Source organism: Nocardioides conyzicola (assembly GCF_039543825.1).
GTDB lineage: Bacteria > Actinomycetota > Actinomycetes > Propionibacteriales > Nocardioidaceae > Nocardioides > Nocardioides conyzicola.
Window position 1 is genome coordinate 370113 of the sequence record NZ_BAABKM010000003.1, and the last position, 14540, is coordinate 384652.

General features: G+C 71.9%; 16 protein-coding genes. 10 read left to right on the forward strand and 6 right to left on the reverse strand.

All coding sequences use genetic code 11. The annotated features are described in order from the left end of the window. The first annotated feature begins 3 nt into the window (after positions 1-3). Complete coding sequence (locus ABEA34_RS19630) at positions 4-435, forward strand: MOSC domain-containing protein (RefSeq protein ID WP_345523218.1); 432 nt, start codon at positions 4-6, stop codon at positions 433-435. Positions 436-444: 9 nt separating this feature from the next. Then, entirely contained in the window at positions 445-750 is a 306-nt protein-coding gene (locus ABEA34_RS19635) for an antibiotic biosynthesis monooxygenase family protein (RefSeq protein WP_345523219.1), read from the forward strand. Here the strand turns inward: ABEA34_RS19635 and ABEA34_RS19640 are convergent. Beyond that, positions 747-2297, reverse strand: coding sequence for an AMP-binding protein (locus tag ABEA34_RS19640; protein WP_345523220.1), 1551 nt, complete (start codon positions 2295-2297; stop codon positions 747-749). The two genes, ABEA34_RS19635 and ABEA34_RS19640, sit on opposite strands and share 4 nt — an antisense overlap. An 88-nt stretch (positions 2298-2385) precedes the next feature. Here ABEA34_RS19640 and ABEA34_RS19645 point away from each other — a divergent pair, with 88 nt between their 5' ends. The 8 genes from ABEA34_RS19645 to ABEA34_RS19680 all read left to right on the forward strand — a co-directional run bounded on the left by ABEA34_RS19645 (position 2386) and on the right by ABEA34_RS19680 (position 9505). After that, entirely contained in the window at positions 2386-2763 is a 378-nt protein-coding gene (locus ABEA34_RS19645) for a hypothetical protein (RefSeq protein ID WP_345523221.1), read from the forward strand. Next, positions 2750-4168, forward strand: a complete 1419-nt coding sequence (locus ABEA34_RS19650) for a sensor histidine kinase (RefSeq protein ID WP_345523222.1) — start codon at positions 2750-2752, stop codon at positions 4166-4168. The genes ABEA34_RS19645 and ABEA34_RS19650 overlap by 14 nt, the downstream gene beginning before the upstream one ends. Further along, a complete protein-coding gene (locus ABEA34_RS19655; protein WP_345523223.1) occupies positions 4153-4821 on the forward strand; it encodes a response regulator transcription factor in 669 nt (222 codons plus the stop codon). Before ABEA34_RS19650 ends, ABEA34_RS19655 begins: the two co-directional genes overlap by 16 nt. A gap of 213 nt (positions 4822-5034) precedes the next feature. Further along, positions 5035-5499, forward strand: a complete 465-nt coding sequence (locus ABEA34_RS19660) for an SRPBCC family protein (RefSeq protein WP_345523225.1) — start codon at positions 5035-5037, stop codon at positions 5497-5499. Then, positions 5496-5855, forward strand: a complete 360-nt coding sequence (locus ABEA34_RS19665; protein ID WP_345523226.1) for an ArsR/SmtB family transcription factor — start codon at positions 5496-5498, stop codon at positions 5853-5855. The genes ABEA34_RS19660 and ABEA34_RS19665 overlap by 4 nt, the downstream gene beginning before the upstream one ends. A 4-nt stretch (positions 5856-5859) precedes the next feature. Next, a complete protein-coding gene (locus ABEA34_RS19670) occupies positions 5860-6303 on the forward strand; it encodes an SRPBCC family protein (RefSeq protein ID WP_345523228.1) in 444 nt (147 codons plus the stop codon). Between the two features lie 120 nt (positions 6304-6423). Further along, on the forward strand, positions 6424-6708 hold the full coding sequence (locus tag ABEA34_RS19675) for a DUF4242 domain-containing protein (protein WP_345523229.1): 285 nt from the start codon (positions 6424-6426) through the stop codon (positions 6706-6708). 40 nt (positions 6709-6748) lie between these two features. Further along, positions 6749-9505, forward strand: coding sequence for a LuxR C-terminal-related transcriptional regulator (locus ABEA34_RS19680; protein WP_345523231.1), 2757 nt, complete (start codon positions 6749-6751; stop codon positions 9503-9505). Positions 9506-9509: 4 nt separating this feature from the next. Here the strand turns inward: ABEA34_RS19680 and ABEA34_RS19685 are convergent, their stop codons facing one another. From ABEA34_RS19685 to ABEA34_RS19705, 5 genes are all read right to left on the reverse strand, one after another. Further along, on the reverse strand, positions 9510-10328 hold the full coding sequence (locus ABEA34_RS19685; RefSeq protein WP_345523233.1) for a serine/threonine-protein kinase: 819 nt from the start codon (positions 10326-10328) through the stop codon (positions 9510-9512). Then, positions 10328-10744, reverse strand: coding sequence for a hypothetical protein (locus ABEA34_RS19690; RefSeq protein WP_345523235.1), 417 nt, complete (start codon positions 10742-10744; stop codon positions 10328-10330). The genes ABEA34_RS19685 and ABEA34_RS19690 overlap by 1 nt, the downstream gene beginning before the upstream one ends. 102 nt (positions 10745-10846) lie before the next feature. Beyond that, positions 10847-11776, reverse strand: coding sequence for a lysophospholipid acyltransferase family protein (locus ABEA34_RS19695; RefSeq protein ID WP_345523237.1), 930 nt, complete (start codon positions 11774-11776; stop codon positions 10847-10849). Next, positions 11773-13353, reverse strand: a complete 1581-nt coding sequence (larAH, locus tag ABEA34_RS19700) for an NPN-dependent hydroxyacid isomerase, LarAH14/15/16 family (protein WP_345523239.1) — start codon at positions 13351-13353, stop codon at positions 11773-11775. Before larAH ends, ABEA34_RS19695 begins: the two co-directional genes overlap by 4 nt. Further along, complete coding sequence (locus tag ABEA34_RS19705; RefSeq protein ID WP_345523241.1) at positions 13350-14540, reverse strand: zinc-dependent alcohol dehydrogenase; 1191 nt, start codon at positions 14538-14540, stop codon at positions 13350-13352. Before ABEA34_RS19705 ends, larAH begins: the two co-directional genes overlap by 4 nt.

Here is a 14540-nt window from a genome sequence, read left to right on the forward strand (position 1 = left end):
GGCGTGGAGGGGACGGTCACCGCGCTGTACGTCGCGCCCGAGCACCACAGCGCGATGGAGCCCCGCGGGTCGATCGTGGTCGAGGCCGGCAGCGGGATCGTCGGCGATCGCTACCACGGCACCCGCCACCGGCACGTCACGGTGCAGTCGGCCGCCGACCTCGAGGCGGCTGCAGCCGACCTCGGCGCGCCCGTGACACCTCCGATGACGCGGCGCAACGTCACGGTCGACGTACCGGTCCCGACCGAGCCCGGCACCCGACTCCTCGTCGGCGACGTCCTGCTGGAGGTCGTCCGCATCGCCGCGCCCTGCAAGATCATGGAGACGAGCATCGGGCCTGGCGGTCGGGCCGCGCTGCGTCGCCGTGGCGGCACCGCCTTCCGGGCTCTGTCCTCGGGGACCATCCGGGTCGGCGACCCGGTGCGGCCTGGCTAGGGTCGAGACATGTCCGTCGTGAAGATCAATGCCATCTCGGTCCCCGCCGACAACCACGAAGAGCTCGAGAAGCGGTTCGCCCACCGCGCCCACACGGTCGACGGCTCCCCCGGCTTCCTCGGGTTCCAGCTGCTCCGCCCGGTCAAGGGCGAGGACCGCTACTTCGTCGTCACCCATTGGGAGGACGAGGAGTCCTTCGCCGCCTGGCGCGACGGCGGCGCGGCCGCCGCCCACGCCGGGCAGCGCGCCAACCCGGTCGCCACCGGTGCCGAGCTCCTCGAGTTCGAGGTCGTCCTCGACGTCAGGGGCGGCTAGTTCACCTGCCGGTCGCGGTCCTTCCAGTACGGCTCGCGCAGCTTGAACTTCTGCAGCTTGCCGGTGGCGGTCCGGGCGAGGTCCTCGCGGAACTCGATGACGGTCGGCGCCTTGTAGCCCGCGGCCCGTTCCTTGCACCAGGCGATCAGCTCGGCCTCGGTCACCTGCTCCCCCTCGGCGAGGACGACGAGCGCCATGATCGTCTCGCCCCACTTCTCGCTGGGGATGCCGATGACGGCGACCTCGGCGACCGCCGGGTGGGAGAAGATCACGTCCTCGACCTCGATCGAGGAGACGTTCTCGCCGCCGGTGATGATGACGTCCTTCTTGCGGTCCGAGATCGTCAGGTAGCCGTCGTCGCCGATCACGCCGCCGTCACCGGTGTGGAACCAGCCACCGGCCAGCGCCCGCGCGCTCTCCTCGGGCTGCTCCCAGTAGCCCTCGAGCACCACGTTGGACCGCGCGAGCACCTCGCCCTCGTTCTCCGGCTCCTCCGAGATCGCCAGGCGTACGCCGAGGGCCGGCGCGCCGGCCCGGGTCAGCCTGGCGGCGCGCTCCTCGGCGTCCAGGTCGTCCCACTCGGCCCGGGTCCGGTTGAACGTCAGCAGCGGCGACGTCTCGGTCAGGCCGTAGATCTGGATGAACTCCCAGCCCAGCTCCTCCTGCACCCGGGCGACGGTCTTCGTCGGCGGCGGCGCCCCGGCCATGATGATCCGGACCGTGTCGCGGCCGGGGATCTCGCCCTCCCAGGTCTGCGCCGCCTCCAGGACCGCCGCGGCCACCGCCGGTGCCGCGCACATCACGGTCACGCCGTGGTCGCGCACCCGGCGCAGGATCTCGGCGCCGTCGATCTTGCGCAGCACGATGTGCTTCGCGCCCAGGCCGGTCATCGCGTAGGGCATCCCCCACCCGTTGGCGTGGAACATCGGCAGCGTGTGCAGGTAGACGTCCCTGTCCGAGACCGTCGCGTGCATCGCGAACGTGACCGCGTTGACCCACACGTTGCGGTGCGTGATCTGGACGCCCTTCGGTCGCGCGGTCGTGCCCGACGTGTAGTTGATGCACGCCGTCGCGTTCTCGTCCGGCTCCCACGCCTGGGGTTCGGTCCCCTCCGCTGCGTAGAGCTTGTCGTCGTCGCCGAGGACCCACTTGAACTCCGCCTCGACGCCGCGCAGCGTGCTCTCGAGCTCGGGGTCGACCAGCAGGACGCGGGCGCCGGAGTGGCTGACGATGTAGCGCACCTCGTCGGGGCTCAGTCGGAAGTTCACCGGCACCAGCACCCGGCCCCAGCCGCTGACGCCGAAGAACGCCGTGAGCAGCCGGGCGCTGTTGTGGCTGACGATCGCCACCCGGTCGCCGACCTCCAGGCCGAGCTCGTCGAGCCGCGCGGCGAGCCGCTTGGCGAGCGCACCGATCTCGGCGTACGTGAGCTCGCCACCACCCAGAGGTGGGGCCGGTTGGTCGGGCTCGTCGACGACGCCCACCCGCTCGCCGTACACCTGCACGGCCCGGTCGATGAAGTCCGCAACGCTGAACGGGACGATCATGCGGCCACTGTAGCCACGACCGGCCGGGATGAGAGTCCTCTCATCCCGCTCTCACGATCGCCCCACGGTCGGGGAGGATGGTGAGCACATGAAGACGGTGTGGAAGGTCGTGCTCGGGCTCGCGCTCGTCGTCCCGATGGGGGCGTACGTCGTGGGCGCGCTCGCCGCGTCCGCGGCCGACGACCCGGCGCCACGACAGACGATCGAGATCCGCGAGCCCGGCCCGAGCTCGACCCCGTCGGCCACTCCCTCGTCGAAGCCGTCGCCGTCGACCACTCCGTCGTCGCAACCGTCCGAGTCCGCCGACGATGACGATGACGTCGAGGTCATCACCCCGGACTACGACGACCTGGACGACCACGACGACCACGGCGACGACGACGGCGAGGACCACCGGGGTCGCGGCGGCGACGACCACAGCGGGCACGACGACCACAGTGGGCACGGTGGCGGTGACGAGGACTAGCGTCTCGGTCCGGACCCGCATCACGGCATCGGTCGCCCTGCTCGTGCTCGCCGGCCTCGTCCTGGCCGGTGTCGTCGTGGCCACCATCGAGTCCCGGCGGCTCGACCAGCAGGTCGCCGCCGAGGTCGACCAGGAGTTCGCCGAGCTGGCGAAGCTCCAGAAGGACGGCGTCGACCCGTCGACCGGGCAGCCGTTCGCGAGCCCTGAAGCGATGGTGCGGCTCTTCCTCCAACGCAACGTGCCCGACGACGACGAGCTGCTCGTCGGGTGGTGGGACGACGCGGTGGGCGCCCAGTCGCCCGAGTGGGACGAGATCAGCGGCAGCGCGTGGCTGCCGGACGTCGTACGCCCCCTGCTCGCCGACAACGGCACGACGACCGTCGACTCCGACTTCGGTGAGCTCCAGATCTCCACCCAGCGCATCGACCAGGGCGGCCGCACCGGCGCCCTGGTCGTCGTCACCTTCCTGGACCGGGCGCGCGCCGGCTTGCAGGAGACCATGCGCACCTACGCCATCGTCGCCGCGCTGACCCTGCTCCTCGTGACCGCGATGGCGGCATGGGTCTCCGGCCGCCTGCTCTCGCCGCTGCGGACCCTGCGCGAGACCGCCGAGGACATCTCGGAGAGCGACCTGTCGCAACGGCTGCCCGTCACCGGCAACGACGACCTCACCGCGCTGACCCGGACGTTCAACGGGATGCTGGCGCGGCTGGAGTCGGCGTTCGTCGGGCAGCGGGAGTTCCTCGACGACGCCGGCCACGAGCTCAAGACGCCGCTGACCGTGCTGCGCGGACACCTCGAGCTGCTCGACACCGGCAACGCGGAGGACGTCGCGGAGACACGCCTGCTGCTGCTCGACGAGATCGACCGGATGTCCCGCCTGGTCGGCGACCTGATCCTGCTCGCCAAGAGCGACCGGCCCGACTTCCTGCGCACCGAGCCGATGGACCTCGGCGGCCTCACCCGGGACCTGGTCGCCAAGGCCCGTGGGCTCGGCGACCGCGAGTGGGTGCTCGACGGCACCGCGGACATCAAGATCGTCGCCGACCAGCAGCGCCTCACCCAGGCCGTGCTCCAGCTCGCCGACAACGCGGTCAAGCACACGCGCGACGGCGACACCGTCGCCATCGGTTCGTCGGCGACCGCGACCGAGGCCCGGTTGTGGGTGCGCGACACCGGCCCGGGCGTGCCGCCCGCGGATCGTGCGCTGATCTTTGAACGTTTCGGCCGCTCCGCCGTACCCCCTGGTGACGAGGGCTTCGGCCTCGGCCTCTCCATCGTGGCGGCCGTCGTGCGGGCGCACGGCGGCACCGTCAGGGTGGAGGACGCCGATCCACCGGGCGCCCGCTTCGTCGTGACCTTGCCGAGGATGCAGACCCTGGAGGACGAGTGGCCCGGATCCTGATCGTCGAGGACGAGCAGCGCATCGCCTCGTTCGTCGCGAAGGGGCTGCGCGCAGACGGCCACCTGACCACGTGCGTGGCCGACGGGCGCGAAGGCCTCGAGCACGCCCTGAGCGACGACTTCGACCTGATGGTGCTCGACATCGGGCTGCCCGGGCTCGACGGCTTCGAGGTGCTCGGCCGGCTGCGCTCGCAGGGCTCGCAGCTCCCGGTCATCGTCCTCACCGCGCGCGACTCCGTCGGCGACACCGTGTCGGCCCTCGAGGGCGGCGCGGACGACTACATGCCCAAGCCGTTCCGGTTCGCCGAGCTGCTCGCCCGGGTCCGGCTCCGGCTGCGGCAGCCCGCGGACGGGGGGCGGACTCGCGACGAGGTCGTCGAGTGCGGCGGTGTGCGGCTCGACGTACGCAGCCGCCGGGCCGACGTCGGCGGCCGCCAGGTGGAGCTCTCGGCCCGCGAGTTCGCCCTCGCGGAGATGTTCATGGTCAACCCCGGCCAGGTGCTCTCGCGCGAGCAGCTGCTCGACCACGTCTGGGACATGGACTTCGACCCGGGCTCCAACGTCGTGGACGTGTACGTCGGCTACCTGCGCAAGAAGCTCGGCCCGCAGGCGATCACGACCGTCCGCGGGATGGGCTACCGCTTCAACCGGTAGCCGCGCGGCGGCTGTGGGTCGCCCGCGGGGAGAGTTTCATCGGCTGGCCGATGAAACTCCTGCCTGGACGATGAAGCTTTGTCGTCCAAGCGTGAGTTTTGTCGGCCGGCCGACAAAACTCCCACCGACACCAGGAGCAACCAAAGGTTGCGGATTGGCTCGCGGTGGCGTACGGTCTTGTGCAACCAAACGTTGCACAAGGAAGGCAGATCCATGGAGTACGCCAGCATCGAACGCGAGATCCACGTCCAGGCATCGCCGGAGGTGGTGTTCCAGGTCGTCAGCCAGGCGGAGCACCTCAAGGAGTGGTGGCCGGACGACGCCACGCTCCCCTCGGCGACGCCCGGCGCGACCGGCGAGCTGATCTGGGGCGACGAGGACAACCCACGCGCCAACGTCGAGCAGCTGACGGTGGTGGAGTCCGACCCGCCGCGGCGGTTCGTCTTCCGCTGGACCCACGGCGTCGGCCAGGAGCCTGTCCCGGGCAACTCCCTGCTGGTGACCTTCGAGCTGACCCCGTCGGGCGGCGGCACACAGCTGCGGATGACCGAGACCGGCTTCCGCGAGATGGGCTGGGAGGCGGCGGTGCTCGAGGCGGCCTACCACGAGCACGTCGAGGGCTGGGACTACTTCATCCCGCGCCTGGAGACGTACGCCGACCGCCTGGTCTCCCGATGACCGTCGCGATCGACGACGACCTCTGGTCAGCGGTCGGCGACCCGACCCGACGGCGGATGCTCGACCTGCTGCTGACCGGCGGTGCCGGCACCGCCACCAGCCTGAGCGAGCAGCTGCCCGTGACTCGCCAGGCCGTCGCCAAGCACCTCGGCGTGCTGGACCGGGTCGGCCTGGTCCACGCGACGCCGTACGGGCGGGAGAAGAGGTACCAGGTGGACGACGAACAGTTCGGCCGGGCGGTCGACCAGCTCGCGGCGGTCGGGGCGGCCTGGGACGCCCGACTCAACCGGATCAAGCGGATCGCCGAGTCGATCCAACGCACCCAGGACCAGTCCGACAACGAGGAGAAGAGGTAAAGCAATGGTCGACATCCTGCACCGGGTCGGCGTCGAGAAGGCGTCCCCCACCGAGGTCTACGAAGCCCTCACCACGGTCGACGGCCTGGCCGGGTGGTGGACGGACCGGACGACCGGCGACCCCGAGGTCGGCGGCACGCTGGAGTTCCGGTTCATCCCCGGCGGCTTCGACATGGAGGTCGTCGAGCTCGAGCCCGCCAAGCGGGTCCGCTGGCAGGTCGCCGACGGTCCGCCGGAGTGGGTCGGCACCCACGTCACCTTCGACCTCTCCGAGGTCGACGGCTACACGATCGTGATGTTCACGCACGAGGGGTGGGCCGAGCCCGGCGACTTCATGCACCACTGCAGCACCAAGTGGGCGACGTACCTGATGAGCCTCAAGCAGCTCGTCGAGACCGGCACCGGCGCCCCGGCGCCGCACGACGTGATGATCAGCGACTGGCACTGACCCCACCTCCGCAATGCGGGAGGCGGATGGGGCACCTCCCCGATGTGGGTCGTGGCGCCACGACCCGATGCTGGTCCCGCCGACCGGCACGGTGCCGGTCGCAGACCAGGAGGAAGTCCCATGAAGCGGTTCATGATCGAGCGCGAGATCCCGGGCGCCAGCCAGCTGTCGCAGGCCGAGCTCGCCGACATCGCGAAGGCGTCGAACGACGTCGTGGCCGGGCTGGACGTGCCCTACACGTGGGTCAACAGCTACGTCGCCGGCGACAAGATCTACTGCGTGCACGAGACCGAGCACGTCGACACGATCCTCGAGCACGCCCGTCGCGGCGGGTTTCCCGCCAACACGGTGTCGGTGGTGGCCAACGAGTTCGGTCCGCAGACCGCCTCGCTGGCCGCCTCCTGACCCCGCCGTGGAAGCCGACGCCCGTGCCACAATCGAGGGCATGGGCGTCGACTCCCGGCGCGCGGCAGACGCGCTCCCGCTCGCCGCGCTACCGAGGCCGCTCACCCCGTTCATCGGCCGGTCCGCGGAGCGCGCCGCGCTCGCGGACGCCCTTCGCGCCAACCGTCTCGTGACGGCGACCGGGCCGGGCGGCGTGGGCAAGACCCGGCTCTGCCTGGCCGTCGCCGAGGACCTGGTCGACGGCTTCGCCGACGGCGTCGTGTTCGTCGACCTCGTGACGGTGACCGACGACGAGATGGTGGTCGCGGCCGTCGCCGAGGCCGTCGGGGTGCCCGAGCGTGCGGGCTCCTCGAGGACCGAGGCCCTGGTGGCGACCTTGCGCGACCGCGACGTCCTCGTCGTCCTCGACAACTGCGAGCACCTGCTCGCCGGAGCACGCACCGCGGCGACCGACCTGCTCGGAGCATGTCCGTCGTTGCGGATCCTGGCGACCAGCAGGATCCGGCTGCACCTGGCGGGCGAGACGGTCTTCGCCGTGCCGGGCCTGTCGATCGACGAGGGCGACGCCGTCGCGCTCTTCGAGACGCGGATGGCCGCCAGTGGCGCCCCCGAGCGGCTGACCGGTCAGCAGATCGACCTGGCGCGCGGTATCTGCCGGCTCCTCGACGGCATGGCGCTCGCCATCGAGCTCGCCGCCGCCCGGGCGCCGAGCTTCGGGCTGGACGGGTTGCAGCTGGCGCTCAGCCGGGGCCACGACGTGCTCAGCTACGGACACCCGACCGACGACCGCCACGGCTCGCTGCGCGCCGCCGTCGACTGGAGCTACCACCTGCTCGACGACGACGAGCAGGTGGTGCTGCGCGCCATGGCGGTCTTCGCGGCCCCCTTCGACCTCGCGTCGGCGGCGTACGTCGCGGACCGCTCGCCGGACCGCCTGCTCGACGTCCTCGGTCGGCTGGTCGACTGGAACCTGGTCGCGCTGCGGCCCGGGAGCCCCACGCGCTACCGGCTGCTCGAGACCATCCGCCAGTACGCCGCCGAGCGCTCCGCCGAGCTGGACGAGCTCGATGCCCGGCACGCCCGGCACCTCGACTGGTGCCGGTCCCGCCTGCGCGACCTGGTCTCCCGCATCCCCGGCGACACCGCCTGGTGCGTCGAGCTGGACGGGGTGCTGGACGACGCCCGCGCCGCCCTGGGCTGGGCGTCGAGCGCGCCGGCGTACCAGGCCGAGGCCGCGGAGCTCGCCGAGCTCGTCGCGGTCGCGGTCTTCGAGCGCGGCCGTCCCGGTGAGGCCCAGCGCAGCCACGTCCTGGCAGCGGAGCTGACCGGGTCGCCGGCCCGGCGCCACGAGCTGCTCTTCCTCGCCTCGCGAGCGGCCCTCGCGCGCTACGCCGGCAGCGAGGCCGTGACCATCTGCGAGCGGGCCGCGTCCGCCGCGCTCGAGGCCGGCGACCGTGGGGCCGCCGGCCTCTACCTCTGCCACGCGGCGACCTGGTGGCACCGCCACGAGGGCACGATGGACGGGCCGGTGCCCGAGGGCACCACCGACGACCTGCTGACCCGCGCCCGAGAGCTGGGAGGCGGCGACCCGGCCGTCGAGGCAGCGATCGCCGTCGCGCAGGCCGCCCGCGGGGACCGACCCCGGGACGTCGCCGACACCGAGGACGCCGTCGAGCTGGCCCGGCGGACGGGCGACGCCCTCCTCGTCGACACGGCGCTCGACGAGGTGTGTGCCGCCCAGCTCGAGGCCGGGGAGCTGACCGACGCGCTGGCGACGGTGCGTACCCGGCTGCGAGGGATGGCGACGGTCCCGGTCGACGCCGCCACCGGCATGGACCACGCCGACGTCCACCTGATGGCCGCGCACGTGTGCCTGGCCTCCGGCCTGCTCACCGAGGGACGCCGTCACGCGGACGCGCTCGCGGCGCTCCCTTTCCTGCGGGAGGAGCCCCAGATCGGGCTCGTCCGCCAGCTGGAGCTGACCGCCCTCGCCGGCGAGCTCGACGAGGTCGTCGCGCAGGCGCGCGCGTTCCGTACGTCGTGGGAGCGCGCCGGACGGCCGGTGGTCAACAACTTCGCGCCGGCGACGTACGCCGTCGCGATGGTGCTCGGCGTCCTCGGCGACGACCAGGGACGCGCCGAGTGGACGACGATCACGCGTCAGGTCGCCCGCGAGCCCGGGCGGTGCGACGACCCGACCCTCATCTGGCCGGCCGTCCTCGACGCGCTCTACCTCCTGCACCGCGACGAGACGCAGCGCGCCGCCGACCTGCTGTCCTTCGGGCCGGACGAGGTGCCTGGTGGTTGTCGCTGGCACCAGCAGCTGTGGCTCCCGTGGTACGCCGGGCTCTGGGCCGAGGTCGGCGCGCTCACGTCCGCGGCCGACATCGACGACCGTCTCGCCCGGGCGGCCGCGGCGGCCCGCGGCAACGAGGTGGCCGGCCTGCTCGTCGAGCGGGCCGCGCTGATGGCCGGTGGTGACACCGTGGCTCTCGCGGACCTGGCCCCGCGCTTCGAGCTGCTCGCGAGTCCCTACCAGGCCGAGCGCACCCGCCGCCTGGCCCGACCATCCGGAGGTCCGCCCGTCCCCGAGGGGCTGGCCACCCTGAGCGGGCGCGAGCTGGAGGTCCTGGCCCTGGTGACCGCCGGCCGCAGCAACCCCGAGATCGCCTCGACGCTCTTCATCAGCCGCAAGACCGCCGAGCACCACGTGTCCAGCATCCTGACCAAGCTGTCCGTGGCCAACCGGGCCGAGGCCGCAGCGCTCGGCGGTCGCCTGGGCGTCGGCGAGCGGTAGCCGGTCAGTTCAGGCGTACGGCGGGCTGCCGGTCCAGCACCGGCTCGAGCGCCTCGGCGACCTCCCGTGGCGTGGGACGGTCGGTGGCGCGGAGCTCCAGGCAGGCGGTGATCGTCTTCGCGACCTCGCCCGGCACGCGGTCCGGCAGCGCGGCCGGCTCCTCGGTGGGGAGGTCGACCGCGCGGTGGCCAGCGACCGCCTCGAAGAGCGTCGCGCCGAGGCCCCAGACATCCGACGCGGGGGACGGTGCGCCGTACCGCTCCGGGTCCCACTGCTCCGGCGACATGTAGGCGTCGGTGCCGATCCGCCGGGTGCCGGCGGCGGCGTCGAGGGGCCGGGCGACCGAGAGGTCGATCAGCCTGGCGGGGGCGCCCATGATCACGTTGCTCGGCTTCACGTCCAGGTGCACCCAGCCGATCCGGCGCAGGTAGTGCAGCGCGCTGGCGACCTCGATCGCGAGCGGGAGGTACTGCTGCTCCGGCAGCGGCCCGTAGCGGCGTACCAACGTCGACAGGCGCGGCCCGTCGAGCTGCTCCAGGACCACGTGCGGTCGCGGGCCGTCGAGCTCGTGGCGCAGGCCGCGTACGACGACGGGGTGGTTGACCGTCGCGAGCGCCTCGACCTCGCGGGCGAGGCCGCGCAGGCTGTGCTCGTCGGCGACCTGGTCGGGCCGGACCACCTTCACCACGACGGGTCCGTAGGTGATCTCGTCGAACGCGAGGTAGGCCTCGTAGCCCGACCCACCGCCGAGCCGACGGACGGCCGTCAGCTCGGCGGTGATCTCGTCACCCTCGGCGAAACCCCAGGAGGCGAGCGGGCTCATCAGCCGCGGGTGTTGTGCCGGGTGCCGTCGTTGGTGTGGTGCCGCGAGTGGTCCACGTGGTGGCGCCCCGGGCCGTCGTTGGTGAGGTCGCGGACGCTCCTGCTCCGGCTGTGGTCGGTGTTGCCGCCGCGCGTCCGGGTGCCGGTGTGGTCGCCGGCGTGGTCCCCGCCGCGGGTGTTGGTCCGGGTCTGGTGACCGAGCCCGGTGTCGTCGCCGTCATCGTCGTCGTCCACGGTCGTGACGACCACCGCGGCGTCGTCGTCGCGCTTCGCCGCCTTGCTGTGGTGGCCGTGGTCGTCGCGACCGCGGTCGTCGGAACCGTGGTCGGCGAACGCCAACGGCGCCTGCCAGGCGATCAGCCCGGCGGCCACCAGCCCGGCGAGCCCGAGAGAACCGGTCGTCTTCAGGGTGTTCATCGTCGTCTCCTCGTGTCGGTTGTGACTACGAGGAGGACTCTTCCGGGCGCCGGTGAGGTGACCATGAGGTCCTGATGAGGGACCTCTCATCCCGGCGACGCCTCAGCGTCGCCAGGCCGCCAGCCGTCGCGTGGGCGCCTCGGCGACCGGGGACTCGGTCTGCTCCCACACCCGCCGCCACTGGGCGACCTGCGGCCCGGACGGATCGGGTACGGCGCCCGCGGCGACCCGCTTGCGGGCCTCCCACCAGGTGCTGCGGTCCTCGTCCAGGAGCGCGGCGACGGCATCCTTGATCCGCGGCGCGAACTCGCGCACCGACTCGTCCTCGCCGGCCACCAACGGCTCGCCGAAGCGGATCGTGAGCTGCCGACGGCCCGGCGAGGGCCAGCCCTGGCCGCGCGGCATCGCGGCGTACGTCCCACGGTGCGCGACCGGCACCACCGGGACGCCGTGCTCCTTCGCCAGGAACGCCGCACCCATCCGGAACTTGCCCATCCAGCCGTCGGTCGAGCGGGTGCCCTCCGGGAAGATCACCAGGCTCCAGCCGTCGGCCAGCACCTCGCCCGGCGTGGCGGCCATGGTGCCGCCGCGGCGGTCGATCGGGAACGTGTTGAAGAACAGCGACGACCCGACCGCGCGCCACCAGGTGTCGAAGAAGTAGTCGGCCGCGGCCGCCACCGCCGTACGCCGTCGCCACTCGTCGGGCAGCGACAGCAGGATCAGCGGGGTGTCGAGGTGGGAGGCGTGGTTGGCCACGAAGATGACCGGGCCGTCGATGCGGTCGAGGACGTCGAGCCCCTCGACCTGGGTGCGGCTCACGGAGCGGAAGAGCGGCTGGAGAGCACCCTTCTGCGCGACCTCCCGCGCGGCGATCGCGGGGCGTCGACGGGACCAGTCGCTCGGGAAGACCGTCGACTTCGCGGGCGGCACGAACTCCTCCGCGGAGCGCGGCACCTGCGAGCGCCGGCCCCAGCGCCAGCCGCGTGCGACCTGCTTGACGTCGGCGATGCCGCCCCTGACGACGCCCGTCATTTCACGTGCGCCAGCAGGTGCGGCGGGTTGTGGAGGTAGGTGATCGACGGGCTGCTGCCGACGGTCCCGGATGCCATCTCCAGCGCGTCCGCGAGCGTCGTCGCGGCCCGGAAGCCGAGCCGCGCGGCGACCTTGCGGTCGGCGCCGACCCAGATGACCTCGTCGACGTGATCCATCGCGTGCGCCGCCCAGTACCACATGTAGAACGGGTGGACGCCGTGGTAGGCGTGCGAGGTCCGGTAGAGGTGCTTGTACCAGGGGTCCTCGGCGAACTGCTGCTCGTACTTCTCCCCCACCACCGCCGGGTCGGTCGACTCCGCGAGGACCTCCTCGTAGAAGTCGACGTACGACGGGTGGTGCAGCTGGTTGAAGCCCTCGTTGAGCGGGTGATAGAGGATCACCGCGCCGCCCTTCCGGACGACGGGCTGGCCGATGTAGGAGTTGAAGTAGTAGCCGAGGCCCATGCAGGTGGCCAGGATCGGGTTGAGCGACGAGTTCACGTTGTAGGGCCCGACGTACGGGATCCCCATCACGAGCACGTCGGACTGGCCCTGCACCTCGACCAGGTGCTGCTGGTGCACCTTCTCCAGCGTCTTGGTGTGCACCGCCTCGACCTCGCCGGCGTTGACGCCGGTCAGGCCGTAGACCGACCGCAGGTCGTGGAACATCTTGTGCTTGAGCTTGGGCGGTGCGATCGAGATCCCGCGCTTCATCGCGAGCATCGAGGCCTGGTCCTTGAGCGACCACTCCCACTCACGCTTCTGCAGGAAGTCGTAGGGCTTCGGGAAGATGTCGTTGTTGAGCGTCGTCTCGATCTGGAAGACCTTGACGGTGTCCTTGATGACCCGACCGATCCGCCACGCGGAGTGGTGCATGGCGGAGTGCTTGTGGTCCATGAACGACCGCGACTGCACCATCGTCTTGGCGTTGTGGTGGTGGCGCAGGGACTTGTACGACGCCAGCCCGATGCCGACCGACTTGTGGCCGCCGTCCATCGCCACGAGGTTGACGTTGACGTAGATCAGCAGGTCGGACTCCGCGGCCCGCTTGCTGATCTCGATGTCCTCGCCCTTGTCGGTGGTGCCGAGGTGGGAGAGGTTGTCGCGGTCCTCCGCGTCGAAGTTGTAGAGCTTGCCCTGCGGGTAGAACGACCGGAAGACCCGCTCCCCCACGATGTGCTTGAGCTCGGCGGCCGTCATCCGGCGGTGCAGCGCGTTGGCCGCGATCAGCTCGACGTCGTCGACCCCGGCGTCGGCCGCCATCGTCAGGACGTGCTCGATGATCCGGCCCCGGATGTCCGGCGGGCGCATCGTCGGGAGCGGCAGCGAGATGTCGTCGAACGCGATCGTCAGCTTCATCCCCGCGAACAGCAGCTCCGGCAGCGGGTCCATGTCCTGCGGGTGCAGCAGCGCGTCCACGATGGCCTGGTCGACGTCCGGCACGGCCGGCAGCGACTCGGGCGGGTAGATGACGCGGGTGCCGAGCGGGAAGCTCTCCAGCCGGAAGCCGAGGCCCTCGTGGACGAGCAGGGGTGGGGTGCGGTCGTCGACGTCGAGGACGAAACCGGGGCGACTCATCTTGTGCTCCTGGGGTCGAAGGCCACCTTGACCGTGCCGAGACGGCCGGCCGAGTGGGCATGGTCGAGCGCTTCCCGCCAGCGGTGCAGCGGATAGGTCGCGACGTTCTTGGCGAGCTGCTGGACGGCGTCCGTGGCCGCGAGCTCGGTCGCGATCCGGAAGGACTCCTCGTGCTGGGACGACGCGTAGGTGCCGACGACCTCGAGCTCCCGGAACCACGCGGCCGAGAGGTCGGCCGCGGCCGGCATACCCGAGAGCACCACGCGGCCACCCGCGCGGGTGGCGTTGAGCGACGTCTCGAGCGACTGCTTGCTGCCGACGGCGTCGACGGCGACGTCCACGCCGCCGAGGAGGTACGGCGCGGAGAACTCCGGCTGGAGCTGGAAGGCACCCGTCGAGCGGCGGACCCGGCGCAGGACCTCGCCCGGCGCCACCACCTCGGTCGCGCCGAACTCGCGCGCGAGCTCCTTCTGGTGCTTGTGCTTGGCGACCACGATGATCTCGCCGGCGTCGGTGAGCTGGCGCAGCGCGAGGGTGGCGAAGAGCCCCACCGACCCGGCGCCGCTGACCAGCACGCGGTCGTTGGTGACGACGCCGGCCCGCAGCGCGGTGTGCACCGCACAGGCCAGCGGCTCGATCAGGATCGCCTGCTCGTCGGAGAAGCCCTCGGGCACCGGGTGCAGCTGGCTGCGGTGCGCCGTGAGCTGCTGGCCCCACCCGCCGCCGGTGTCCTTGCAGAAGCCGGTCTGCAGCCCGGGCGACAGGTGGCCGACGGTGATCCGCGAGCAGCGGTTGGTCGCGCCGGTGACGCACGCCTCGCACGGCTCGACGCCGCGCGCCGCGCAGGTCAGCACCGGGTCGACGACGACCCGGGTGCCCGCCGGCAGGTCCTCGCAGTCGTCGAGCAGCTCGGCGACGACCTCGTGGCCGGGCACGAACGGCAGCGAGACCACGGCCGAGAAGTAGAGGCTGGTCTTGCCGGACAGCATGCCCAGGTCGGACCCGCAGATCCCGGACAGCCGGGTCTTGAGCCGGGCCCAGCCGGGCCGGTCGACCTTGGGCTCGTCGATCGTCATCAGCCGCAACGGGGCGGCGAAGCCGGACAGGATGCCGGGCATCCGTCCGCCGACGGCGCGACCGGCCACGGTGCGCGGCACCGACCGGAACATCTCCAGCGCGAGCATCAT

Bases quoted from the DNA above. Each gene is read 5' to 3' on its own strand.
- ABEA34_RS19635 (WP_345523219.1), top strand. From the start codon at position 445: ATGTCCGTCGTGAAGATCAATGCCATCTCGGTCCCCGCCGACAACCAC.
- ABEA34_RS19640 (WP_345523220.1), bottom strand. From the start codon at position 2,297: ATGATCGTCCCGTTCAGCGTTGCGGACTTCATCGACCGGGCCGTGCAG.
- ABEA34_RS19645 (WP_345523221.1), top strand. From the start codon at position 2,386: ATGAAGACGGTGTGGAAGGTCGTGCTCGGGCTCGCGCTCGTCGTCCCG.
- ABEA34_RS19660 (WP_345523225.1), top strand. From the start codon at position 5,035: ATGGAGTACGCCAGCATCGAACGCGAGATCCACGTCCAGGCATCGCCG.
- ABEA34_RS19665 (WP_345523226.1), top strand. From the start codon at position 5,496: ATGACCGTCGCGATCGACGACGACCTCTGGTCAGCGGTCGGCGACCCG.
- ABEA34_RS19670 (WP_345523228.1), top strand. From the start codon at position 5,860: ATGGTCGACATCCTGCACCGGGTCGGCGTCGAGAAGGCGTCCCCCACC.
- ABEA34_RS19675 (WP_345523229.1), top strand. From the start codon at position 6,424: ATGAAGCGGTTCATGATCGAGCGCGAGATCCCGGGCGCCAGCCAGCTG.
- ABEA34_RS19680 (WP_345523231.1), top strand. From the start codon at position 6,749: ATGGGCGTCGACTCCCGGCGCGCGGCAGACGCGCTCCCGCTCGCCGCG.
- ABEA34_RS19685 (WP_345523233.1), bottom strand. From the start codon at position 10,328: ATGAGCCCGCTCGCCTCCTGGGGTTTCGCCGAGGGTGACGAGATCACC.
- ABEA34_RS19690 (WP_345523235.1), bottom strand. From the start codon at position 10,744: ATGAACACCCTGAAGACGACCGGTTCTCTCGGGCTCGCCGGGCTGGTG.
- ABEA34_RS19695 (WP_345523237.1), bottom strand. From the start codon at position 11,776: ATGACGGGCGTCGTCAGGGGCGGCATCGCCGACGTCAAGCAGGTCGCA.
- larAH (WP_345523239.1), bottom strand. From the start codon at position 13,353: ATGAGTCGCCCCGGTTTCGTCCTCGACGTCGACGACCGCACCCCACCC.
- ABEA34_RS19705 (WP_345523241.1), bottom strand. From the start codon at position 14,540: ATGATGCTCGCGCTGGAGATGTTCCGGTCGGTGCCGCGCACCGTGGCC.